This is a genomic window from Arthrobacter sp. I3 (assembly GCF_000520575.1).
Taxonomy (GTDB): domain Bacteria; phylum Actinomycetota; class Actinomycetes; order Actinomycetales; family Micrococcaceae; genus Arthrobacter; species Arthrobacter humicola_A.
Map to the genome: position 1 here is coordinate 1 of NZ_AZSB01000462.1, position 22,994 is coordinate 22,994.

The following is a 22,994-nucleotide window of genomic DNA, read 5'->3' on the forward strand; positions in this document are numbered from 1 at the left end:
TGCCAAAAACATTTGCTTCCCAGGCGGTTCCCGACGAGTCGGGGCGCAAGGGGGCACTATGCCGTGGCACGATTGTTTACGAGGTTGATGACGGCGCGCAAAAGGCGCCATACAAACTCAAAATCTTAGCACGTTTTAGGCGTATCCCCATATCACAGCCATGGACGCTGCACACCCCTCCCCCGCAGCCGCGACGCCGTTACGCCGTTACGCCGGACAGGCTGTGAGCCCGCCCGCCGCCGCGCATCCCGGGAACCCGGCCCGCCGGCGTCGTAAGCCCCCAAAGGCTGCTCCGCGTGACGAGCACGGTAAACGGCTGCCGCCGCCCGCGGGCTGCCGGCTGCGGCGGCTGCGGGCAACGCAGAAGCCCCCGCTCCCCAAAGGGGAACGAGGGCTTCTGCTGTATCACCAGGCAGCGAGGTGCAGGTGTTACTTGGCCTTCTCGAGGATCTCGACCAGACGCCACCGCTTGGTAGCGGACAGCGGGCGGGTCTCGGCGAGGAGCACGAGGTCGCCGATGCCGGCGCTGTTCTCTTCGTCGTGAGCCTTGATCTTGGCGTTGCGGCGGATGACCTTGCCGTAGAGGGCGTGCTTCACGCGGTCTTCGACCTGGACAGTGATGGTCTTTTCCATCTTGTCCGAGACGACGTAGCCGCGCTTCGTCTTACGGTAACCGCGCTCGTCAGCCTTGGCTGCGTCGGAAACAGTTTCCGTCACGTTCTCGTCCTTTTCACTCACTTGGCATCCTCCTCGGATTCAACCGTTTCAGCCTTCTCAGCCTTCTTGGTTGCAGCCTTCTTGGACTTCTTCTCTTCCTTGGCTTCCACAACCGGTGCGGCAACCTCGGCACGAATGCCGAGCTCGCGCTCACGGAGAACGGTGTAGATGCGGGCGATGTCCTTCTTTACCGCGCGCAGACGACCGTGGTTCTCCAGCTGACCGGTGGCGGACTGGAAACGCAGGTTGAACAGCTCTTCCTTGGCCTTGCGGAGTTCTTCAACGAGACGCTCGTTGTCGAAACCGTCCAGCTGTGCGGATGCAAGTTCCTTGGATCCTACTGCCATTTCTACTCACCACCTTCGCGACGCACAATGCGTGCCTTCAACGGCAGCTTGTGGATTGCCAGGCGCAGGGCCTCGCGAGCTACCTCTTCACTGACACCGGAGAGTTCGAAGAGAACCCGGCCCGGCTTGACGTTTGAGACCCACCATTCCGGAGAACCCTTACCGGAACCCATGCGGGTTTCGGCCGGCTTCTTCGTCAGCGGACGGTCCGGGTAAATGTTGATCCAGACCTTTCCGCCACGCTTGATGTGGCGGGTCATCGCGATACGGGCAGATTCGATCTGACGGTTCGTGACGTAGGCCGGGCTCAGCGCCTGGATGCCCCACTCACCGAAGGAGACCTGGGTGCCGCCCGTAGCAGCGCCGGAACGACCCGGGTGGTGCTGCTTACGGTGCTTGACTCGACGTGGGATAAGCATTTAAGCCTGTCCTCCTTCTACTGACTGTGCCGTGCCTGCGGCACCGGCTTCGACAGCCGGAGCTTCGGCGGCAGGTGCTGCCTCGGCTGCGGGGCGGTCGGGACGACGGCGGCGGTCACCACGGTCGGCGCCACCCGGGCGGCCCGGGCGGTCGCCGGCACGGCCACGGGACGGAGCAGCAGCTGCCTGCTGAGCCAGTTCCTTGGCAGTGACGTCGCCCTTGTAGATCCAGACCTTCACGCCGATGCGGCCGAAGGTGGTCTTGGCCTCGTAGAAGCCGTAGTCGATGTTCGCACGCAGGGTGTGCAGGGGCACACGGCCTTCGCGGTAGAACTCCGAGCGGGACATTTCTGCGCCGCCCAGTCGACCCGAGCAAGCGATCCGGATGCCCTTGGCACCGGCGCGCTGTGCGGACTGCATGGCCTTCTTCATCGCACGGCGGAAAGCCACGCGGGAAGTCAGCTGCTCAGCAACGCCCTGGGCAACAAGCTGGGCTTCCATCTCGGGGTTCTTGACCTCGAGGATGTTCAGCTGAACCTGCTTGCCCGTGAGCTTCTCAAGCTCGCCGCGGATGCGGTCTGCTTCAGCGCCGCGGCGGCCGATGACGATGCCCGGACGTGCCGTGTGGATATCCACGCGGACACGGTCGCGGGTGCGCTCGATTTCGACCTTGGCGATACCGGCGCGCTCCATGCCCGTGGACATGAGCTGGCGGATACGGATGTCTTCGCGAACGAAGTCCTTGTACCGCTGGCCGGCCTTGGTGCTGTCGGCGAACCAGTGCGATACGTGATCGGTGGTGATGCCGAGTCGGAACCCGTGCGGGTTAACTTTCTGTCCCACTTAGCGAGCCTCCTCTTTCTCCGGGGTAGCGACTACCACGGTGATGTGGCTCGTGCGCTTCTTGATCTGAAATGCACGACCCTGGGCTCGCGGCTGGAACCGCTTCATGGTCGGGCCTTCATCAACAAACGCTTCGCTGATGATGAGGTCACCTTCGTCAAACGCCACGCCGTCGCGGTCCGCGAGGACCCGGGCGTTGGAGATTGCCGACTGAACTACCTTGAATACCGGCTCCGAAGCTGCCTGGGGGGCAAACTTCAGAATTGCCAGAGCCTCATTCGCTTGCTTACCACGAACAAGGTTGACGACGCGCCGGGCCTTCATAGGCGTTACGCGGATGTGACGCGCAATTGCCTTGGCTTCCATTGCTTTCCTTCTCTCGTCTTTGACGTAAGTGCAGGCGCCTAGCGGCGCTTGCCCTTACGGTCGTCCTTGACATGGCCGCGGAATGTCCGCGTGGGAGCGAATTCGCCGAGCTTGTGCCCGACCATCGACTCAGTGACAAACACGGGGATGTGCTTGCGTCCGTCGTGTACGGCGATCGTGTGGCCGAGCATGTCGGGGACGATCATCGAACGGCGGGACCAGGTCTTGATGACGTTCTTGGTGCCCTTTTCGTTTTCCCTGGCTACCTTTACAAAGAGGTGCTGGTCAACGAAAGGACCTTTTTTCAGGCTGCGTGGCATGTGTCCAGGCTCCTATCGCTTGTTCTTGCCAGTACGACGGCGACGAACAATAAGCTTGTCGCTCTCTTTGTTGGGACGGCGGGTGCGGCCTTCGCGCTTACCGTTCGGGTTGACGGGGTGACGTCCACCGGACGTCTTACCCTCGCCACCACCGTGGGGGTGGTCAACCGGGTTCATGGCGACACCACGGACGGTCGGGCGAACGCCCTTCCACCGCATACGGCCGGCCTTGCCCCAGTTGATGTTCGACTGCTCGGCGTTGCCGACCTCGCCGACGGTTGCGCGGCAGCGCACGTCAACGTTGCGGATTTCGCCGGAAGGCAGACGCAGCTGGGCGAAACGGCCTTCCTTTGCAACGAGCTGGATCGATGCGCCGGCGGAGCGGCCCATCTTGGCGCCGCCACCCGGACGCAGTTCGACTGCGTGGATTACGGTACCGACCGGGATGTTGCGCAGCGGAAGGTTGTTGCCGGGCTTGATGTCAGCGTCGGCGCCGGCCTCTACGAAGTCGCCCTGGGACAGCTTGTTCGGGGCGATGATGTAACGCTTGGTGCCATCAACGTAGTGCAGGAGGGCGATCCGAGCCGTGCGGTTCGGGTCGTACTCGATTTCGGCAACGCGGGCGTTGACGCCGTCCTTGTCGTGGCGACGGAAGTCGATCAGACGGTACTGGCGCTTGTGTCCACCACCCTTGTGACGGGTCGTGATCTTACCGGAGTTGTTACGGCCACCCTTTTTCGGGAGGGGACGTACCAACGACTTTTCCGGCGTCGACCGCGTGATTTCAGTGAAGTCCGCTACGCTCGAGCCGCGACGGCCCGGGGTAGTCGGCTTGTATTTACGGATTCCCATAATTTATTTCCTCGTTAAAGTGGTCTCCGCTATGAAAGCGGACCGCCGAAGATGTCGATAGTGCCTTCTTTGAGGCTCACAATTGCACGCTTGGTGTTCTTGCGGGTACCCCAGCCGAATTTGGTGCGCTTGCGCTTACCGGCACGGTTGATGGTGTTGATCGATTCGACCTTGACGGAGAAAATCTTCTCCACGGCCAGCTTGATCTCGGTCTTGTTCGAGCGGGGGTCCACCAGGAAGGTGTACTTGCCCTCGTCGATCAGGCCGTAGCTCTTTTCCGAGACAACGGGTGCAAGCACGACGTCGCGCGGGTCTTTGATGGTGGCTGCACTCACTTGGCATCCTCCTCGTTCTTTGCAACCTTGTCAGCAACGAATGCTTCGTAGGCAGCCTTGGTGAAGACTACGTCGTCGGAAACGAGAACGTCGTAGGTGTTCAGCTGGTCTGCGTACAGAACGTGAACTTCCTCGAGGTTGCGCACGGACAGTGCAGCAACATCGTTGGCGCGCTCAATGACAACGAGCAGGTTCTTGCGCTCGGAAACTCCGCGCAGGGTTGCCAGTGCTTCCTTGGAGGACGGCGTGGAGCCGGCAACCAGGTCAGCAACGACGTGGACGCGGCCGTTGCGGGCGCGGTCCGAGAGTGCGCCGCGCAGTGCAGCAGCAATCATCTTCTTAGGGGTGCGCTGGCTGTAGTCACGCGGCGTGGGGCCGTGGACAACGCCACCACCGGTCATGTGAGGAGCACGGATGGAACCCTGACGGGCGCGGCCGGTGCCCTTCTGCTTGAACGGCTTGCGACCTGCACCGGAAACCTCGGCGCGGGTCTTGGTCTTGTGGGTACCCTGGCGAGCAGCAGCGAGCTGGGCAACGACGACCTGGTGCAGCAGCGGCACGTTGGTCTGTACGTCGAAGATCTCTGCAGGCAGGTCAACCTTGACAGTGCTAGTCATTGAACTAGGCTCCCTTCACGGCGGTGCGTACGAGTACGACCTGGCCGCGGGCGCCGGGAACGGCGCCCTTGATCAGGAGCAGCGACTTCTCGACGTCAACCGCGTGGACCGTGAGGTTCAGCGTGGTGTGACGAACGGCGCCCATGCGGCCGGCCATTTTCATGCCCTTGAAGACGCGGCTCGGGGTGGATGCGCCACCGATAGAACCGGGCTTACGGTGGTTCTTGTGGGCACCGTGGGAAGCTCCAACGCCGTGGAAGCCGTGACGCTTCATAACACCGGCGAAGCCCTTACCCTTGGTGGTGCCAACGACGTCGATCTTCTGGCCGGCTTCGAAGAGCTCTACGGAGAGCTCCTGGCCCAGCTCGTAAGAGTCAGCATCTGCAGTGCGCAGTTCTACGACGTGGCGGCGAGGCGTGACGCCTGCCTTTTCAAAGTGACCAGCCAGCGGCTTGGTGACCTTGCGGGGATCGATCTGGCCGTAGCCGATCTGAACGGCGACATAGCCATCAGTTTCTGCGTTGCGCAGCTGCGTGATGACGTTCGAGTCAGCCTGGACCACAGTGACGGGGATGAGCTTGTTGTTCTCGTCCCAGACCTGGGTCATGCCGAGCTTCGTGCCCAGCAGGCCCTTTACGTTACGGGTTGCGGTCATAGTCTCTCAGCACCTCCCTACAGCTTGATTTCGATGTTCACGTCGGCCGGCAGGTCGAGACGCATGAGCGAATCAACAGCCTTGGGCGTGGGGTCGATGATGTCGATAAGACGCTTGTGCGTGCGCATTTCGAAGTGCTCGCGGCTGTCCTTGTACTTGTGCGGAGAGCGAATAACGCAGTAAACGTTCTTCTCCGTCGGCAGCGGCACGGGGCCAACTACAGTTGCGCCTGCGCGCGTGACCGTCTCAACGATCTTCCGTGCTGAAACGTCAATGACCTCGTGGTCATATGACTTCAGCCGGATGCGGATTTTTTGTCCCGCCATGTCGCCTGACTCTCTTTCAGTCTGTGCTTCCCCTGATTAGGGCTGCCCTGTTCACTTACTAGTTGTATGGCTGCCGAAGCATTTGAAGTCGTGACTACCACCCGCCGCACAAGCTGAATCCGGAAGGATCCGGGTTCCTCAGCCTGCCGACGCAACCGACCCCCGCGGTCGGGCGTGTCGCATGTTTTCACACGTACGCGTCCGCAATTCCATGGGGAGTGGGTTATGTTTGGTCTCTCACTTGGACCCTGGCATCCGGCATTATCCGGATCGGGACGCGAAAGAGCGCTTGAACAACTCATCTAGTATGCCGGAATTTGCGGGCAGAAGCGAATCAGCCCCTCTGCACGGCCTTGCAGCCACAGTACTGCAATCGCAGTAGTGCAATCACAGTACTGCAAGCGCAACCGTGCAGCCGGGCAGGCAACGTACTGCAGTCGCAGTAGTGCAATCACTGCCGGAGGGCCATTGTCCTGAATCGCCGTCGAATGGATGATAGGGGCATGACTGTGCAGGACTCTGTAGCAGTTCAGGCCCTCGCCGCACGCCTGAGCCCCGGATTCACCCTGGGTGTTTCCTCCGCGGCCTTCCAGATCGAGGGCAGCCTTGCCGCCGGCGGCCGCGGACCCTCCGGCTGGGACGCCTTTGCCGAAAAGCCCGGCAACATCCTGCATGGGCACTCCCCCGCCGTGGCCTGCGACCACTACAACCGCGCCGAGGAAGACATCGAACTGATGCGCGATCTCGGGATCGACTCCTACCGCTTTTCGATCTCGTGGCCGCGGGTCCAGCCCGAGGGCAGCGGCCGCTTCAATGCGGCCGGCCTGGACTTCTACGACCGCCTGATCGACCGGCTCCTCGCCGCCGGCATCTCCCCCATGGCCACTCTCTACCACTGGGATACGCCGCTGCCCCTCGAGCACCGGGGCGGCTGGATGAACCGTTCGACGGCGGAACGGTTCGCCGAGTACAGCGCGGCCGCCGGCAAGCGGTTCGGCGACCGCGTGGCGCAGTGGGTGACGCTGAACGAGCCCGCCTCGGTTACTCTGAACGGCTACGCCCTGGGCGTGCACGCGCCCGGCCGCGGCCTGCTCTTCGATGCCCTGCCGTCGGTGCGGCATCAGCTCCTGGGGCACGGGCTGGCGGTTCAGGCGCTGCGCGCGCAGGGCGTCGCCGGCGCCGTCGGGGTCGCGAACCTGCATTCCCCGGTCCGGCCTGCAACCAGCTCGCCAACAGACAGGATGCTGGCCAGGGTGTTCGACTTCGTGCTGAACCGGCTCTACGCTGACCCGATCCTCCTGGGCCGCTTTCCCCGGCTTCCGCTGATCGCCCGGCCGTGGTTCCGTTCAATGCGGAGCATCAGCGACGCGGACCTGGCCACGATCCACCAGCCGCTGGATTTCTACGGCCTGAACTATTACTACCCCGTGAAGGTGGCCACGGGACGCGGCGTCGACAGCCCCTCGGCAACCGCGGAGGCGATGCTGAAAGTCCCGTTCCATATGGCCGCGTTCCCGGAGTACGAACGCACGGGATTCGGCTGGCCGGTCGCTCCGGACCACCTGGGGATCCTGCTCCGGGAGCTGAAGGACCGGTACGGGTCTTCGCTGCCGCCGCTCTACATCACCGAGAGCGGGGCGAGCTTCCCCGAACCGGACCACGTCACCGGCCCCATTCCCGATGCCGGCCGGATCAGCTATCTCGCTGCACACCTGAGCCAGGCGGTGGAGGCGACCTCCCCCGGGGGCGTGGCACACGACGTCGAACTGCTCGGCTATTACGTCTGGACGCTGATGGACAACTTCGAATGGGCGGCAGGCTACTCGCAGCGCTTCGGCCTGGTGCACGTCGATTTCACGAACCTCAAGCGCACGCCGAAAGACTCGTACTACTGGTACCAGGCCCTCGCGCGGGCACGCCGGGCCTGAGCCCCGCCCGGCCCTGCTACTGGTTGCGGTTGGACCTATTAATGCGCTTGGCGCGCTCGATCTCCTGGCGGAAGTGCCTCTTCGCCCAAAAGAACGCGACGACAACCGCCGCGGCGATCAGCAGAAAAATGAACCAGCCCATGGTGAGCTCCCTTCCCTTCCTGCAAAGGTATCAGGAACTTAAAAGGAACAGCCCCGCTGCAAGTGCAGCGGGGCTGTTCCCGGTCCTCTGGTCAACTGCCATACGGCTGGCTGATCAGGGGCAAAGCATCAGATCGGCAAGTAATTACTTGATGATCTTGGTGACGCGTCCTGAACCAACGGTGCGGCCGCCTTCGCGGATAGCGAAGCCGAGGCCCTCTTCCATTGCGATCGGCTGGATGAGCGCAACGGTCATCTCAGTGTTGTCGCCGGGCATAACCATTTCCGTGCCTTCCGGCAGGGTGATAACGCCGGTTACGTCCGTGGTGCGGAAGTAGAACTGCGGGCGGTAGTTGGAGTAGAACGGGTTGTGACGTCCGCCTTCGTCCTTGGAGAGGATGTAGACGTTAGCCTCGAAGTCGGTGTGCGGGGTGATGGAACCCGGCTTGACGACAACCTGGCCACGCTCGACATCGTCGCGCTTCAGACCGCGGAGCAGGAGGCCACAGTTCTCGCCGGCCCATGCTTCGTCGAGCTGCTTGTGGAACATCTCGATACCGGTAACCGTGGTCTTCTGGACCGGGCGGATGCCGACGATCTCGACCTCGGAGTTGATGGCGAGGGTTCCACGCTCGGCGCGGCCCGTAACAACGGTGCCACGGCCGGTGATCGTGAAGACATCTTCGATCGGCATCAGGAAGGGCTTGTCACGGTCACGTACGGGGTCCGGAACGGACTCGTCGACAGCAGCCATGAGGTCCTCAACGGACTTGACCCAGACGGGGTCGCCTTCGAGGGCCTTCAGGCCGGAAACGCGAACAACCGGAGCCTCGTCGCCATCGAAGCCCTGCGAGCTGAGCAGCTCGCGAACTTCCATTTCAACGAGGTCGAGGAGCTCTTCGTCGTCAACCATGTCAGCCTTGTTCAGCGCGACCAGCAGGTAGGGAACGCCAACCTGGCGGGCGAGCAGAACGTGCTCGCGGGTCTGAGCCATCGGGCCGTCAGTGGCGGCAACCACGAGGATTGCACCGTCCATCTGAGCAGCGCCGGTGATCATGTTCTTGATGTAGTCAGCGTGACCCGGAGCGTCTACGTGTGCGTAGTGGCGCTTCTCGGTCTGGTACTCAACGTGGGAGATGTTGATGGTAATGCCGCGCTGACGCTCTTCGGGAGCAGAGTCAATCGACGCGAAGTCACGCTTCTCGTTGAGAGTCGGGTACTTGTCGTACAGCACCTTGGAAATGGCGGCCGTCAGCGTCGTCTTACCGTGGTCAACGTGACCAATGGTACCGATGTTAACGTGCGGCTTAGTCCGCTCGAACTTTGCCTTTGCCACAGGTTCCTCCTAGAACGTTTTCAAATTGACTTACCCTTCGGCCGCGCTTGTCGCGGCAGAAACTCCAGTAAGTCTACTTGGGGGGCTTTGGATTGATGAAATTGCAGATTCAGGTACTAATGCTAGTGCCTAGAGCCTGTTCGTGCAGGCGGCCGAACTCCGGCTTGGCCGGACTACAGCTGACCGGAGTCCGGCCGCCTGCACCAGATGTGTCTCCGCTGGCGGAGACGCACCCGAGTTTCTTGTTGCTGCGAGGCGTCCTGGGGACTACTCGCCGCGGTTCTTCTGGATGATCTCGTCGGCGACTGCCTTCGGGACCTCGGCGTAGCTGTTGAACGTCATGGAGTACACAGCGCGGCCCTGGGTCTTCGAGCGCAGGTCACCGATGTAGCCGAACATGCCGGACAGCGGGACGTGTGCGCGAATAACCTTGACGCCCTGGGCATCTTCCATGGACTGCATCTGGCCACGGCGGGAGTTGAGGTCACCGATAACTTCACCCATGTATTCCTCAGGGGTGCGGACCTCGACATCCATCAGCGGTTCGAGCAGGACAGGGTTCGCCTTGCGTGCGGCTTCCTTGAAAGCCATACGGCCGGCGATCTTGAACGCCATCTCCGAGGAGTCAACATCGTGGTAAGCGCCGTCAATCAGCGTCGCCTTGATGCCGACAACCGGGTAACCGGCCAGGACGCCGTCGTTAAGCGCGTCCTGGATGCCGGCGTCGACCGACGGGATGTACTCGCGCGGAACGCGGCCACCGGTGACCTTGTTCTCGAACTCGTACAGCTCGCCACCTGAGGTGTCCAGCGGCTCGATCGCGATCTGGATCTTTGCGAACTGGCCGGAACCACCGGTCTGCTTCTTGTGCGTGTAGTCGTGACGCTCTACAGCACGCTTGATGGTTTCGCGGTAAGCAACCTGCGGCTTGCCAACGTTTGCCTCGACCTTGAATTCGCGGCGCATGCGGTCCACCAGGATGTCCAGGTGGAGCTCGCCCATGCCGGCGATGATGGTCTGGCCGGTGTCCTCGTTGAGGGAGACCTGGAAGGTCGGGTCCTCAGCGGAGAGCTTCTGGATGGCCGTGGAGAGCTTCTCCTGGTCACCCTTCGTGTTCGGCTCGATCGCAACCGAGATCACGGGCTCCGGGAAGCTCATGGACTCGAGGACAATCTGGTTGGCCGGATCGCACAGGGTGTCGCCCGTGGTGGTGTCCTTGAGGCCGATCGCTGCGTAGATGTGGCCGGCGGTAGCGCCGTCGACGGGCATTTCCTTGTTGGCGTGCATCTGGAACAGCTTGCCGATGCGCTCCTTCTTGCCCTTGGTGGAGTTGACCACCTGCGAGCCTGCTTCCACGTGACCGGAGTACACGCGGACGAAGGTCAGCTGGCCGAAGAAGGGGTGCGCGGCGATCTTGAACGCCAGTGCGGAGAAGGGCTCTTCAGAGGAGGGCTTACGGGTAAGCTCCTTCTCTTCGTCGCGGGGATCGTGACCGATCATCGGCGGGACGTCGAGCGGGTTCGGCAGGTAGTCCACCACAGCGTCGAGCATGGGCTGGACACCGCGGTTCTTGAATGCAGAACCACAGAAGACCGGGTAGATCTCAGAGTTGATCGTCATCTTGCGGATGCCGGCCTTGAGCTCATCGATGCTGATCTCTTCGCCCTCAAGGTACTTCTCCATGAGTTCCTCGGAGGACTCGGCAACGGTCTCAATGAGGGTTGCGCGGTACTCTTCGGCCTTCGCCTGGAGGTCAGCCGGGATCTCGCGGATCTCGTACTTGGCACCCATGGTGACGTCACCCTTGGCGTCGCCGGGCCAGACCAGCGAACGCATGTAGAGGAGGTCGACGACGCCGATGAAGTCGTTCTCGGCGCCGATCGGCAGCTGCATGACGAGCGGCTTGGCACCGAGACGGCTGATGATGGTGTCGACGGTGAAGTAGAAGTCAGCGCCGAGCTTGTCCATCTTGTTGACGAAGCAGATGCGCGGAACGTTGTACTTGTCAGCCTGGCGCCAAACAGTCTCGGACTGCGGCTCCACGCCTTCCTTGCCGTCGAACACGGCGACTGCGCCGTCGAGGACGCGCAGGGAGCGCTCAACCTCGACCGTGAAGTCAACGTGGCCGGGGGTGTCGATGATGTTGATCTGGTTGTTTTCCCAGAAGCAGGTCACGGCGGCAGACGTGATGGTGATGCCGCGTTCCTTTTCCTGTTCCATCCAGTCAGTCGTCGAAGCGCCGTCGTGCGTTTCGCCGATCTTGTGGTTCACACCCGTGTAGAACAGGATGCGCTCGGTAGTAGTGGTCTTGCCGGCATCGATGTGGGCCATGATGCCGATATTGCGGACCTTGCTAAGGTCGGTAAGCACGTCCTGTGCCACGGTGTCTCCCTTTCGGATGGACTGCACGTTCGCCGCCGGCTCAGTTGAGCCGGCGGCGTCCGGGAAGTATTACCAGCGGTAGTGTGCGAAGGCCTTGTTGGACTCGGCCATCTTGTGGGTGTCTTCGCGACGCTTCACAGCGGCACCGAGACCGTTCGAGGCATCCAGGATTTCGTTCTGGAGGCGCTCGGTCATGGTCTTTTCGCGGCGGGCCTTGGAGTAGCCAACCAGCCAGCGGAGGGCGAGGGCCGTGGAACGGCCCGGCTTGACCTCAACGGGAACCTGGTACGTGGCGCCACCAACACGGCGGGAGCGGACCTCAAGCGAAGGCTTGACGTTCTCCATGGCCTTCTTGAGGGCTGCAACGGGGTCGCCGCCGGACTTGGCGCGAGCACCCTCGAGTGCACCGTAAACGATGCGCTCTGCGGTGGACTTCTTGCCGTCAACCAGCACCTTGTTGATGAGCTGGGTGACCAGCGGGGAGCCGTAAACGGGATCTAGAACTAGCGGCCGCTTGGGGGCCGGACCCTTGCGAGGCATATTACTTCTTCTCCATCTTTGCGCCGTAGCGGCTGCGAGCCTGCTTACGGTTCTTGACACCCTGGGTATCGAGGGCGCCACGGACGATCTTGTAGCGGACACCCGGAAGGTCCTTCACGCGGCCGCCGCGGACGAGCACAATGGAGTGCTCCTGCAGGTTGTGGCCCACACCGGGGATGTATGCGGTGACTTCAATGCCGCCGTTGAGGCGCACGCGAGCAACCTTACGCAGAGCCGAGTTCGGCTTCTTCGGGGTCGTCGTGTAAACGCGGGTGCAAACACCGCGGCGCATCGGGCTGCCGTTAAGCGCGGGAGCCTTGGTCTTTTTGACCTTAGGCGTGCGGCCCTTGCGGACCAGCTGGTTAATCGTAGGCACTCTCGTGTTCTCCGTTTTATCCGGAGCGGCCGTTGGCGGCCGCTCTCTTGTCGCTGCGCCTCGCCGCCCGAGCTTTGAAGTTCTCTCCAGAGCAGCTGAGGCGAAGCCTTAATAGTCGGACCGCACGCCGGGGTCCAAGGACTTTCGACCCGAATTGCCCCTAGGCATGCGAAAATGTGGCATACGTTGCACAAGAACCCTGCAAACCGGAAACGTCGTCCTGGTTGAATCTTTCAGCTGCAAGCTGTCTGACTCAAACCGGCGCACTCATCCACTGCCACAATAACAATTAGTCTCAAGTCTAACACGGACGGGTCCCAGCCCTTAATCGGCGGGGCTTACCACTGGAAAGGCCCCGCCCCCACCGAGGTGGGAACGGGGCCTGTCAGTCACTCAGCTCAGCGGAAGTCGCTGCCGAGATCGTAGTCATCCAGCGGGATGGCGTGGAACTCGGGAGCTCCGTCGCCGCCCAGCGAGTCGTAGGAGAAGTCACTGAATGCGCTGGGGCCGGTGAACAGGTTGGCCTTTGCTTCTTCAGTGGGTTCCACAGTGACCTCGGTGTAGCGCGGGAGACCCGTGCCGGCCGGGATGAGCTTACCGATGATGACGTTTTCCTTGAGGCCGAGCAGCGGATCGCTCTTGCCTTCCATGGCCGCCTGCGTCAGGACGCGGGTGGTCTCCTGGAAGGAAGCTGCGGACAGCCAGGACTCGGTCGCCAGGGACGCCTTGGTGATGCCCATGAGCTCGGGACGGCCGGATGCCGGCGTCTTGCCCTCGGACACAACGCGGCGGTTGGCCTCTTCGAAACGGCTGCGTTCGGCGAGCTCGCCGGGCAGCAGATCCGATTCGCCGGACTCGATGACCGTGACGCGGCGCAGCATCTGGCGGACGATAACCTCGACGTGCTTGTCGTGGATACCGATGCCCTGGCTGCGGTACACGCCCTGGACTTCGTCCACCAGGAACTTCTGCGCGGCACGGGGGCCCATGATGCGCAGCACCTGCTTGGGGTCGACCGGGCCGTTGATGAGCTTCTGGCCAACGCTGACGTGATCGCCGTCTTCGATGAGAAGACGTGAACGGCGCAGCACCGGGTACGCGATCTCTTCAGATCCGTCATCCGGGGTGATGACCAGGCGCATCTGGCGCTCGGACTCTTCGATGGTGATGCGGCCGGCTGCTTCAGCAATCGGTGCGACACCCTTCGGAGTACGGGCTTCGAAGAGCTCCTGGATACGGGGCAGACCCTGGGTGATGTCGTCGCCACCGCTGGCGGAAACAGCACCACCGGTGTGGAACGTACGCATGGTCAGCTGGGTACCCGGCTCACCGATGGACTGCGCGGCAATAATGCCCACGGCCTCACCGATGTCGACGGTCTTGCCAGTGGCCAGCGAACGGCCGTAGCACAGGGCGCAGGTGCCGACGCTGGACTCACAGGTGAGTACGGAGCGGACCTTGACCTCGGTGATGCCGGCTGCGAACAGTTCGGCAATGACGACGTCGCCGCAGTCGGTGCCGGCAGCTGCCAGGACCTTGCCCTTGGAGTCGACGACGTCGACGGCCAGGGTGCGGGCGTAGGCGCTGTTCTCGACGTTCTCGTCCAGGACGAGGACGCCGTTGGCGTCGGCCACCGCGATGGCCGTCATCAGGCCGCGCTCGGTACCGCAGTCCTCTTCGCGGACAATGACGTCCTGCGACACGTCCACCAGACGACGGGTCAGATAACCCGAGTTGGCGGTACGCAGGGCGGTGTCAGCCAGACCCTTACGGGCACCGTGCGTGGCGATGAAGTATTCCAGCACCGAGAGGCCCTCGCGGTAGGAGGACTTGATCGGACGCGGGATGATTTCACCCTTAGGGTTGGCCACCAGGCCACGGATACCCGCGATCTGACGGACCTGCATCCAGTTACCACGTGCGCCCGAGGACACCATGCGGTTGATCGTGTTCATCGGGGACAGGCTGTCACGCATCGCCTGGGCGATCTCGTTCGTTGCCTTGTTCCAGATCTCGATCAGTTCCTGGCGACGCTCGTCGTCGTCAATCAGGCCCTTGTCGTACTGGCCCTGGATCTTGGCGGCCATGGTCTCGTAACCGGCGAGGATCCGCGGCTTGTCCGTGGGCACCTCGATGTCGGAGATGGCCACCGTGACGCCGGAGCGGGTGGCCCAGTAGAAACCGGCATCCTTCAGGTTGTCCAGCGTTGCCGCGGTGATCACCTTCGGGTAGCGCTCGGCGAGGTCGTTGACGATCGTGGACAGCTCGCCCTTGTCGGCAACGTTCTCAACCCACGGGTAGTCCGCGGGCAGCGTCTGGTTGAAGATGACCTGGCCGAGGGAGGTCTCGACCAGTGTGGTCTGACCGGGCTCCCAGCCCTCCGGGGCTTCCCAGCCGGCGTAGGGCACGAAGCCCTCGAGCCGGATCTTGACCTTGGAGTTCAGGTGCAGCTCGTGGAGGTCGTAGGCCATGATGGCTTCCGCGACCGAGGAGAAGATCCGGCCTTCGCCAGCTGAACCGACACGCTTGGTGGTCAGGTGGTAAAGACCGATGATCATATCCTGCGACGGCAGGGTCACCGGGCGGCCGTCAGACGGCTTCAGGATGTTGTTCGAGGAGAGCATCAGGATGCGTGCCTCGGCCTGGGCTTCGGGGCTCAGCGGCAGGTGGACTGCCATCTGGTCGCCGTCGAAGTCGGCGTTGAAGGCGCCACAAACCAGCGGGTGCAGCTGGATTGCCTTGCCTTCAACGAGCTGCGGTTCGAACGCCTGGATGCCGAGACGGTGCAGGGTAGGTGCACGGTTCAGCAGCACGGGGTGCTCGGTGATGATCTCTTCGAGGACGTCCCAGACCTGCGGACGGTAACGCTCCACCATGCGCTTGGCCGACTTGATGTTCTGGGCGTGGTTGAGGTCAACCAGGCGCTTCATCACGAACGGCTTGAAGAGCTCCAGGGCCATCTGCTTCGGCAGACCACACTGGTGCAGCTTCAGCTGCGGGCCGACGACGATGACCGAACGGCCGGAGTAGTCGACGCGCTTGCCGAGGAGGTTCTGGCGGAAACGGCCCTGCTTGCCCTTGAGCATGTCGCTCAGGGACTTCAGCGGACGGTTGCCCGGTCCGGTGACCGGACGGCCGCGGCGGCCGTTGTCGAAGAGGCTGTCAACAGCTTCCTGAAGCATGCGCTTCTCGTTGTTGACGATGATCTCCGGAGCCCCGAGGTCAAGCAGGCGCTTGAGGCGGTTGTTGCGGTTGATCACGCGGCGGTAGAGGTCGTTGAGGTCGGAGGTCGCGAAGCGGCCACCGTCCAGCTGGACCATCGGGCGAAGTTCCGGCGGGATCACCGGGACGGCGTCCAGCACCATGCCGAGCGGGCTGTTGTTGGTCGTCAGGAACGCGTTGACCACCTTGAGCCGCTTCAGGGCGCGGGTCTTGCGCTGGCCCTTGCCGTTGGCGATGATGTCGCGCAGCATGTCCGACTCGGCCTGCATGTCGAAGTTCTCAAGACGCTTCTTGATGGCCTCGGCACCCATGGAGCCTTCGAAGTACATGCCGTAGCGGTCGCGCAGTTCGCGGTAAAGGCCTTCGTCACCTTCGAGGTCTGCGACCTTGAGGTTCTTAAAGCGGTCCCAGACCTGCTCGAGGCGCTCGATTTCGGCGTCGGCACGCTTGCGGACGTTCGCCATCTGGCGGTCGGCGGAGTCGCGGGCCTTCTTCTTGTCGGCAGCCTTGGCGCCTTCGCCTTCGAGACGGGCAAGCTCGTTCTCAAGGTCGCGGGCGATCGTGGCGATGTCCGAGTCGCGGTTGTCGATCAGCTGCTTCTTCTCGATGTCGTGCTCAACCTGGAGGTTGGGCAGTTCTTCGTGGCGGCTGTCGGCGTCGACGCTCGTGATCATGTAGGCGGCGAAGTAGATGACCTTTTCGAGGTCCTTCGGTGCCAGGTCAAGGAGGTAGCCCAGGCGGGAGGGCACGCCCTTGAAGTACCAGATGTGCGTGACCGGGGCGGCGAGCTCGATGTGGCCCATGCGCTCACGGCGGACCTTGGCGCGGGTGACCTCAACGCCACACCGCTCGCAGATGATGCCCTTGAAGCGCACGCGCTTGTACTTGCCGCAGTAGCATTCCCAGTCGCGGGACGGGCCGAAGATCTTCTCGCAGAAGAGGCCGTCCTTCTCGGGCTTGAGCGTGCGGTAGTTGATGGTTTCCGGCTTCTTAACCTCGCCGTACGACCAGCCACGGATGTCTTCCGCGGTGGCGAGGCCGATCTGCATGAGGCCGAAGGAGGATTCGCTGGACATATGGTCCCTGTTCTCTCTTGTTCTCTAAATTCTGAAGTCTTGGGTTACGGGAAGAGGGAGGTGATGCACCGGGAAAAGTCAGCGCGGCCGGGCCGCCTGCTTTTCCCGGTGCCCCACCTGCTAAACCTCTTCTACGGAACTGGGCTCTGCACGAGACAGATCGATGCCCAGTTCTTCCGCAGCCGTGAAGACTGCGTCATCAGAGTCACGCATTTCAATTGTGGTTCCGTCCGTGGAAAGCACTTCCACGTTCAGGCACAGCGACTGCATTTCCTTGATCAAGACCTTGAAGGACTCAGGAACGCCCGGCTCGGGGATGTTCTCGCCCTTGACGATGGCTTCGTAGACCTTCACACGACCGTGGATATCATCCGACTTGATCGTCAGCAGTTCCTGGAGCGTGTACGCGGCGCCGTAAGCCTCGAGCGCCCACACTTCCATTTCACCGAAGCGCTGGCCACCGAACTGTGCCTTACCACCCAGCGGCTGCTGCGTGATCATGGAGTACGGGCCGGTGGAGCGGGCGTGGATCTTGTCGTCCACCAGGTGGTGGAGCTTCAGGATGTACATGTAGCCGACCGAGATCGGATCCGGGAACGGCTCGCCGGAGCGGCCGTCGAACAGACGGGTCTTGCCGGAGGAGTTGATCAGGCGGTCACCGTCGCGGGTGACGTTGGTGGAATCGAGCAGGCCCGTGATTTCCTCTTCACGCGCACCGTCGAAGACCGGCGTCGCCACAGTGGTCTGGCCACTCTCGCGCGGCAGGTTCGGCAGCTGCTTGACCCACTCGGGCTCGCCCTCGATCTTCCAGCCTGTCTTGGCAACCCAGCCGAGGTGCGTTTCCAGCACCTGGCCGACGTTCATGCGGCCCGGAACACCCAGCGGGTTCAGGACGATATCAACGGGGGTGCCGTCGGCAAGGAAGGGCATGTCCTCGATCGGAAGGATCTTGGAGATAACACCCTTGTTGCCGTGGCGGCCGGCGAGCTTGTCGCCGTCGGTGATCTTGCGCTTGGCAGCGACGTAGACGCGCACCAGCTGGTTGACGCCCGGGGGCAGCTCGTCGTCGTTGTCGCGGTCGAAGACGCGGACACCGATCACGGTGCCGGACTCGCCGTGCGGCACCTTCAGGGAGGTGTCGCGCACTTCGCGGGACTTCTCACCGAAGATGGCGCGCAGCAGGCGCTCTTCCGGGGTCAGCTCGGTCTCGCCCTTGGGGGTGACCTTACCGACCAGGATGTCGCCGGCCTCAACCTCGGCACCGATGTGGATGATGCCCCGCTCGTCCAGGCCTGCCAGGACTTCCTCAGACACGTTCGGGATGTCACGGGTGATTTCCTCGGCACCAAGCTTGGTGTCGCGGGCATCGATCTCGTGCTCCTCGATGTGGATCGAGGACAGGACATCCTCGGCCACGATGCGCTGGGACAGGATGATGGCATCCTCGAAGTTGTGGCCTTCCCATGACATGAATGCCACGAGCAGGTTCTTACCGAGGGCGAGCTCGCCCTGGTCCGTTGCCGGGCCGTCAGCGATGATGCCGCCGACCTCCAGGCGCTGGCCTTCGCTTACCAGGACACGGTGGTTGTAGCAGTTGCCCTGGTTGGAACGGGCGAACTTGTTGATGCGGTAGTTGGTTTCCGTACCGTCGTCGTTGAGCATGATGACCAGCTCAGCGGAGACCTCGGTAACCACACCGGCCTTCTTGGCGATGACAACGTCGCCGGCGTCGACGGCTGCGGCGCGCTCCATGCCGGTACCGACGAACGGTGCCTCGGAACGGACCAGCGGCACGGCCTGGCGCTGCATGTTGGCACCCATGAGTGCACGGTTGGCATCGTCATGCTCGAGGAACGGGATCAGGGCGGTAGCCACGGACACCATCTGGCGCGGGGAAACGTCCATGAACTCGACGTCGGCGGCGGGAACCAGCACAGGCTCGCCTCCACCACCGCGGGCACGGACCAGGACGGTCTCTTCCGCGAAACGCTTGTTCTCGTCGAGCGGTGCGTTGGCCTGTGCGATCAAGACCTCGGCTTCGTCGTCGGCGGTGAGGTACTTGACCTCATCGGAGACGACACCCTCGGCAACAAGGCGGTACGGGGTTTCGATGAAACCGAACGGGTTGATGCGTCCGTAGGAAGCCAGCGAACCGATCAGACCAATGTTCGGGCCTTCAGGAGTTTCGATGGGGCACATACGTCCGTAGTGGGACGGGTGCACGTCACGAACTTCCATGCCGGCACGGTCACGGGACAGACCACCCGGGCCAAGCGCGGACAGGCGGCGCTTGTGGGTCAGACCCGAGAGCGGGTTGTTCTGGTCCATGAACTGGGACAGCTGGGAAGTTCCGAAGAACTCCTTGATGGCTGCCACGACGGGACGGATGTTGATCAGGGTCTGCGGCGTGATGGCCTCGACGTCCTGGGTCGTCATGCGTTCGCGGACGACGCGCTCCATGCGGGACAGGCCTGTGCGGACCTGGTTCTCGATGAGCTCGCCGACGGCGCGGATGCGGCGGTTGCCGAAGTGGTCGATGTCATCGATCTCGACGCGGAGCTCGTGGTCCTGGCCGTCGCGCTTGCCCATGAGGGTCTTCTCACCGGCGTGCAGCGCAACCAGGAACTTGATCATGGCCACGATGTCTTCAACGTGCAGGACCGAAGCTTCCTTGTCGCCAAGGGAGCGGTCGATGCCAAGCTTGCGGTTGATCTTGTAACGGCCGACCTTGGCCAGATCGTAGCGCTTGGAGTTGAAGTACAGGTTGTCCAGCAGGGACTGGGCAGCCTCAACCGTGGGCGGCTCGCCCGGTCGCAGCTTCCGGTAGATGTCCAGCAACGCGTCTTCGCGGGTCTCGGTGGCGTCCTTCTCCAGCGTGGCGCGCATGGAGTCGTACTGGCCGAATTCCTCGAGGATCTGGCCTTCGGTCCAGCCGAGGGCCTTCAGCAGCACGGTGACGGACTGCTTGCGCTTGCGGTCAAGACGGACGCCGACCTGGTCGCGCTTGTCGATTTCGAGCTCGAACCAGGCGCCGCGGGAGGGGATGATCTTCGCGGTGAAGATGTCCTTGTCGCTGGTCTTGTCGGCGGTGCGCTCAAAGTAGGCGCCCGGCGAGCGGACCAGCTGGGAGACGACGACACGCTCGGTGCCGTTGACGACGAAGGTGCCCTTCTCGGTCATCAGCGGGAAGTCACCCATGAACACGGTCTGCTGCTTGATTTCGCCCGTGTTGTTGTTCATGAACTCGGCCTTGACGTACAGCGGAGCCGAGTACGTTGCGTCCCGGTCCTTGCACTCAGCCATGGTGTATTTGGGGTCAGCGAACTCCGGCTCGGAGAAGCTCAGGGACATGGTGCCCTGGAAGTCTTCGATCGGGGAGATCTCTTCGAAGATGTCGGACAGACCCGAGGAGGTGGCGACGCTGAGGTCGCCTTCTTCGACGGCCTTCGCAACGCGCGCCTGCCAGCGTTCGTTCCCGACCAGCCAATCAAAGCTGTCGGTTTGCAGGGCGAGCAGATTCGGAACATCAAGGGGTTCGTGAATCTTTGCGAATGAGAGCCGGCGGGTTGCACCGTCGGTGCTGTCGGCATTGATAGCGGTAGCGTTGTTTACATTAGAGGTGCTCGAGGCGACCAAGAGGGATCCTTCCACAGACCTTCAGGCGTTGTCAGATCTCCCCCGTTATGCACTCTGCAGAATGACTCCGCAGCGCTACCAGTCCGGTTCCGCTATATGACCCGGGACCCGCGCTGTCCATAGCTGGTGCACGTGGTAGACGGCACATTGATGGAACAGCTGTCAGGCTAAGCCCACCGCTATATGAAGGCTGAAGGTAAACAGGGAAGACGCAAATATCTACGATACGGCAAAGCAACCTACTTGTCTACCCCACTTCCGGCGGGATTGCAAGCACGAAGTTTGGCGGAATTTTCCCTGACTCCTGGCGGAGCCATTCGCAAGCTGCCCCGGGCAGCGCCGGGGGTGAGCGGGTCAGCGGCCGGGACCGCGGCCCATACTGGGGCCCAGACCGGGGCCGAATGGATAGGTGACGGGGCTCACGATAACGTAGACATAAGTCGAAGTAGATCGGAAGAAAACACCATGAGCAATCCTGCAGACAACAACGATGTTGTCATTCTCGCCGCAGCCCGCACCCCCCAGGGGCGCCTGAACGGGCAGCTGGCCAGCTTCACCGCCGTCGAGCTCGGCACCCACGCCATCCGCGCGGCCCTGGCCGCGAGCGGCGTCAAGGCCGAGCAGGTGGACGGCGTGATCATCGGCCAGGTCCTGCAGGCCGGAGCGGGCCAGAACCCTGCGCGCCAGAGCGCCATCGGCGCCGGCATCGGCTGGAACGTGCCGACGGTGACCATCAACAAGGTCTGCCTCTCGGGCCTCACCGCCGTGATCGACGCCGCCCGGATGATCCGCAGCGGGGACGCCACGGTGGTGGTCGCCGGCGGCCAGGAGTCCATGACCCGCGCACCTCACGTGCTGCCCGGTTCCCGGCAGGGCTGGGCGTACGGCACGGTCCAGGCCCTGGATGTGGCCGCGCACGACGGCCTGACCGACGCCTTCGACGGGCAGTCCATGGGACTGTCGACCGAGAGCAAGAACCTGACCCTCGGCATTGACCGGGCCTCCCAGGACGAGGTGGCGGCCCAGTCGCACCAGCGTGCCGCCCGGGCCGCGAAGGACGGCGTCTTCGACGGCGAGATCGCCCCGATGAGCGTCAAGCAGCGCAAGGGCGATCCGATCGCCGTCACCTCCGACGAGGGCATCCGGCCCGACACGACTGTCGAATCGCTGGCCGGTCTGCGCGCGGCGTTCGTCACGGACGGAACCATCACCGCCGGCAACTCCTCTCCCCTGTCCGACGGCGCTGCCGCCCTGGTGCTGAGCAGCCGGAACTTCGCCGAGGACAACGGTCTCGAGTACCTGGCGGTGGTCGGCAAGCCGGGCCAGGTCGCGGGGCCGGACAACTCGCTGCATTCCCAGCCGTCGAACGCCATCAAGAACGCCCTGGACAAAGCCGGCTGGTCCGCCGCGGACCTCGACTTCATCGAAATCAATGAGGCTTTCGGTTCTGTCGCGGTGCAGTCCCTGAAGGACCTCAGCTATCCGCTGGAGCAGTGCAACATCCACGGCGGCGCCATCGCCCTGGGCCACCCGATCGGGGCCTCCGGGGCCCGGCTGGCCCTGCACGCGGCCCACGAACTCAAGCGCCGGGGTACCGGCAAGGCGGCCGTGTCCCTGTGCGGCGGCGGCGGCCAGGGCGAAGCGCTGCTGCTGTACCGCGACTAAATCCGGTAACCGGCGGGCGGGGCGGGCCCGGACCACAGGGCGGCCGGGCGGACCGGGAACCGCCGCCAGGAGTCAGGAAGGTTTGATGCGATGCCAGAGCAGAAGACAACCAGCGGCCGCGAACGGTTCCTCGCCGACGCCGCGGCGCGGGGGCTGGACGTGGAGATCGTCGAACGCCTCGCCGCCGGCAGCCTTGAAGAGGCGGCCGGTATCCTCGGGATCCGGCCCGCGGATATCGTGAAGTCGCTCGTGGTCAAGCACAAGGACGGCAGTTTCCTGTTCGCACTGGTCCCCGGCGACCGGCAGATTTCCTGGCCCAAGCTGCGGGCGCTGCTGGGCGTCAACAAGCTCTCGCTGCCGGCGGCGGATACGGCTTTCGAGGCCACCGGGTACGAGCGCGGGACCATCACGCCGCTCGGCAGCATCCGCCCCTGGCCCGTCTACGCCGACCAGACCATCACTGGCCGTCGGATCTCCATGGGCGCCGGCGAACATGGCTACAGCGCGTTCGTGGACGCGGATGCCCTGACGGCGGCCTTGGGCGCCGTCGTCGCCGACATCACTGAACCCAACTAGCCCGCCCGGGTTAACAGCAACGCGGGGTCACTTCCGTCCATCCCGACCGCCGGGATGGGCGCAAAGTGACCCCGCGTTTGTTGGAGTTGGGGTTAGGCGGTGACCGTCAGTGGCGTCCCGTTGACGGTGAGCCGCCAGTTGGCCTGGCTGAACACGGCGACGTCCAGGGTGCCGCGGTCCACGACATAGTCGATGATGCGCTGCCGGATCTCCTGCTGGCTGTTCGAGAGCACCGGCGCGCTCTTCACGGCCGGGAAGTTGCCTCCGCCGCTCTGCCGGTAGTTGTTGATGGCCAAAGCAAATTCCTGCTCGGGCGCCA

General features: G+C 63.1%; 21 protein-coding genes and 1 pseudogene. 3 read left to right on the plus strand and 19 right to left on the minus strand.

Going from position 1 to position 22,994, the window contains the following annotated elements; translation table 11 throughout:
• Positions 1–429: 429 nt before the first annotated feature.
• From rpsQ to rpsJ, 11 genes are read right to left on the minus strand one after another with little or no spacing between them, the layout of a single operon-like run.
• Entirely contained in the window at positions 430–738 is a 309-nt protein-coding gene (rpsQ, locus tag Y706_RS0100840; protein ID WP_018773670.1) for a 30S ribosomal protein S17, read from the minus strand.
• Positions 735–1,064 carry a 50S ribosomal protein L29 gene (gene rpmC / locus Y706_RS30555; RefSeq protein ID WP_018773669.1) on the minus strand — a complete coding sequence of 110 codons (330 nt, stop codon included), beginning with the start codon at positions 1,062–1,064 and terminating at the stop codon, positions 735–737. Before rpmC ends, rpsQ begins: the two co-directional genes overlap by 4 nt.
• A gap of 2 nt (positions 1,065–1,066) precedes the next feature.
• Positions 1,067–1,483: a 50S ribosomal protein L16 gene (gene rplP / locus Y706_RS0100850; RefSeq protein ID WP_018773668.1), complete on the minus strand. Its 417-nt coding sequence runs from the start codon at positions 1,481–1,483 to the stop codon at positions 1,067–1,069.
• Positions 1,484–2,326 (minus strand): 30S ribosomal protein S3, encoded by an 843-nt coding sequence (gene rpsC, locus Y706_RS0100855; protein ID WP_028275116.1) that lies wholly within the window; start codon positions 2,324–2,326, stop codon positions 1,484–1,486.
• On the minus strand, positions 2,327–2,692 hold the full coding sequence (gene rplV, locus Y706_RS0100860) for a 50S ribosomal protein L22 (RefSeq protein ID WP_003803798.1): 366 nt from the start codon (positions 2,690–2,692) through the stop codon (positions 2,327–2,329).
• A gap of 38 nt (positions 2,693–2,730) precedes the next feature.
• A complete protein-coding gene (gene rpsS / locus Y706_RS0100865; protein WP_018773666.1) occupies positions 2,731–3,012 on the minus strand; it encodes a 30S ribosomal protein S19 in 282 nt (93 codons plus the stop codon).
• A 12-nt stretch (positions 3,013–3,024) separates the two neighbouring features.
• Complete coding sequence (gene rplB, locus Y706_RS0100870; protein ID WP_026266473.1) at positions 3,025–3,864, minus strand: 50S ribosomal protein L2; 840 nt, start codon at positions 3,862–3,864, stop codon at positions 3,025–3,027.
• A gap of 29 nt (positions 3,865–3,893) precedes the next feature.
• On the minus strand, positions 3,894–4,199 hold the full coding sequence (gene rplW / locus Y706_RS0100875; RefSeq protein WP_018773664.1) for a 50S ribosomal protein L23: 306 nt from the start codon (positions 4,197–4,199) through the stop codon (positions 3,894–3,896).
• The gene (gene rplD, locus Y706_RS0100880; protein ID WP_028275117.1) at positions 4,196–4,816 is read right to left on the minus strand and encodes a 50S ribosomal protein L4; all 621 of its coding nucleotides are present in this window, start codon (positions 4,814–4,816) and stop codon (positions 4,196–4,198) included. The genes rplW and rplD overlap by 4 nt, the downstream gene beginning before the upstream one ends.
• Before the next feature lie 4 nt (positions 4,817–4,820).
• Positions 4,821–5,471, minus strand: a complete 651-nt coding sequence (gene rplC, locus Y706_RS0100885) for a 50S ribosomal protein L3 (protein WP_003803812.1) — start codon at positions 5,469–5,471, stop codon at positions 4,821–4,823.
• 17 nt (positions 5,472–5,488) lie between these two features.
• Positions 5,489–5,797, minus strand: a complete 309-nt coding sequence (gene rpsJ / locus Y706_RS0100890; protein ID WP_003803825.1) for a 30S ribosomal protein S10 — start codon at positions 5,795–5,797, stop codon at positions 5,489–5,491.
• Positions 5,798–6,300: 503 nt separating this feature from the next.
• Here rpsJ and Y706_RS0100895 point away from each other — a divergent pair.
• A complete protein-coding gene (locus tag Y706_RS0100895) occupies positions 6,301–7,725 on the plus strand; it encodes a GH1 family beta-glucosidase (protein ID WP_028275118.1) in 1,425 nt (474 codons plus the stop codon).
• Between the two features lie 16 nt (positions 7,726–7,741).
• Here the strand turns inward: Y706_RS0100895 and Y706_RS30560 are convergent, their stop codons facing one another.
• The 7 genes from Y706_RS30560 to rpoB form a co-directional block, all read right to left on the minus strand.
• Positions 7,742–7,867, minus strand: coding sequence for a hypothetical protein (locus tag Y706_RS30560; RefSeq protein ID WP_256860042.1), 126 nt, complete (start codon positions 7,865–7,867; stop codon positions 7,742–7,744).
• 144 nt (positions 7,868–8,011) lie between these two features.
• The gene (gene tuf / locus Y706_RS0100905) at positions 8,012–9,202 is read right to left on the minus strand and encodes an elongation factor Tu (protein WP_018773660.1); all 1,191 of its coding nucleotides are present in this window, start codon (positions 9,200–9,202) and stop codon (positions 8,012–8,014) included.
• Between the two features lie 267 nt (positions 9,203–9,469).
• Complete coding sequence (fusA, locus tag Y706_RS0100910) at positions 9,470–11,584, minus strand: elongation factor G (protein WP_028275119.1); 2,115 nt, start codon at positions 11,582–11,584, stop codon at positions 9,470–9,472.
• A gap of 69 nt (positions 11,585–11,653) precedes the next feature.
• Positions 11,654–12,124 carry a 30S ribosomal protein S7 gene (rpsG, locus tag Y706_RS0100915; RefSeq protein ID WP_011692813.1) on the minus strand — a complete coding sequence of 157 codons (471 nt, stop codon included), beginning with the start codon at positions 12,122–12,124 and terminating at the stop codon, positions 11,654–11,656.
• Position 12,125: 1 nt separating this feature from the next.
• On the minus strand, positions 12,126–12,500 hold the full coding sequence (gene rpsL / locus Y706_RS0100920; RefSeq protein WP_018773658.1) for a 30S ribosomal protein S12: 375 nt from the start codon (positions 12,498–12,500) through the stop codon (positions 12,126–12,128).
• A gap of 398 nt (positions 12,501–12,898) precedes the next feature.
• On the minus strand, positions 12,899–16,798 hold the full coding sequence (locus Y706_RS0100925; RefSeq protein ID WP_028275120.1) for a DNA-directed RNA polymerase subunit beta': 3,900 nt from the start codon (positions 16,796–16,798) through the stop codon (positions 12,899–12,901).
• A gap of 120 nt (positions 16,799–16,918) precedes the next feature.
• Entirely contained in the window at positions 16,919–20,434 is a 3,516-nt protein-coding gene (rpoB, locus tag Y706_RS0100930) for a DNA-directed RNA polymerase subunit beta (RefSeq protein WP_028275121.1), read from the minus strand.
• Between the two features lie 465 nt (positions 20,435–20,899).
• On the opposite strand from rpoB, the gene Y706_RS0100935 reads away from it, so the two are divergent.
• Together Y706_RS0100935 and Y706_RS0100940 are read left to right on the plus strand one after the other, a co-directional pair.
• A complete protein-coding gene (locus tag Y706_RS0100935) occupies positions 20,900–22,099 on the plus strand; it encodes an acetyl-CoA C-acetyltransferase (protein WP_028275122.1) in 1,200 nt (399 codons plus the stop codon).
• Between the two features lie 90 nt (positions 22,100–22,189).
• Positions 22,190–22,675, plus strand: a complete 486-nt coding sequence (locus tag Y706_RS0100940) for an aminoacyl-tRNA deacylase (RefSeq protein ID WP_028275123.1) — start codon at positions 22,190–22,192, stop codon at positions 22,673–22,675.
• 92 nt (positions 22,676–22,767) lie between these two features.
• Here Y706_RS0100940 and Y706_RS22835 read toward each other — a convergent pair.
• Positions 22,768–22,994, minus strand: a pseudogene (locus tag Y706_RS22835) (bifunctional metallophosphatase/5'-nucleotidase); the annotation flags it as partial.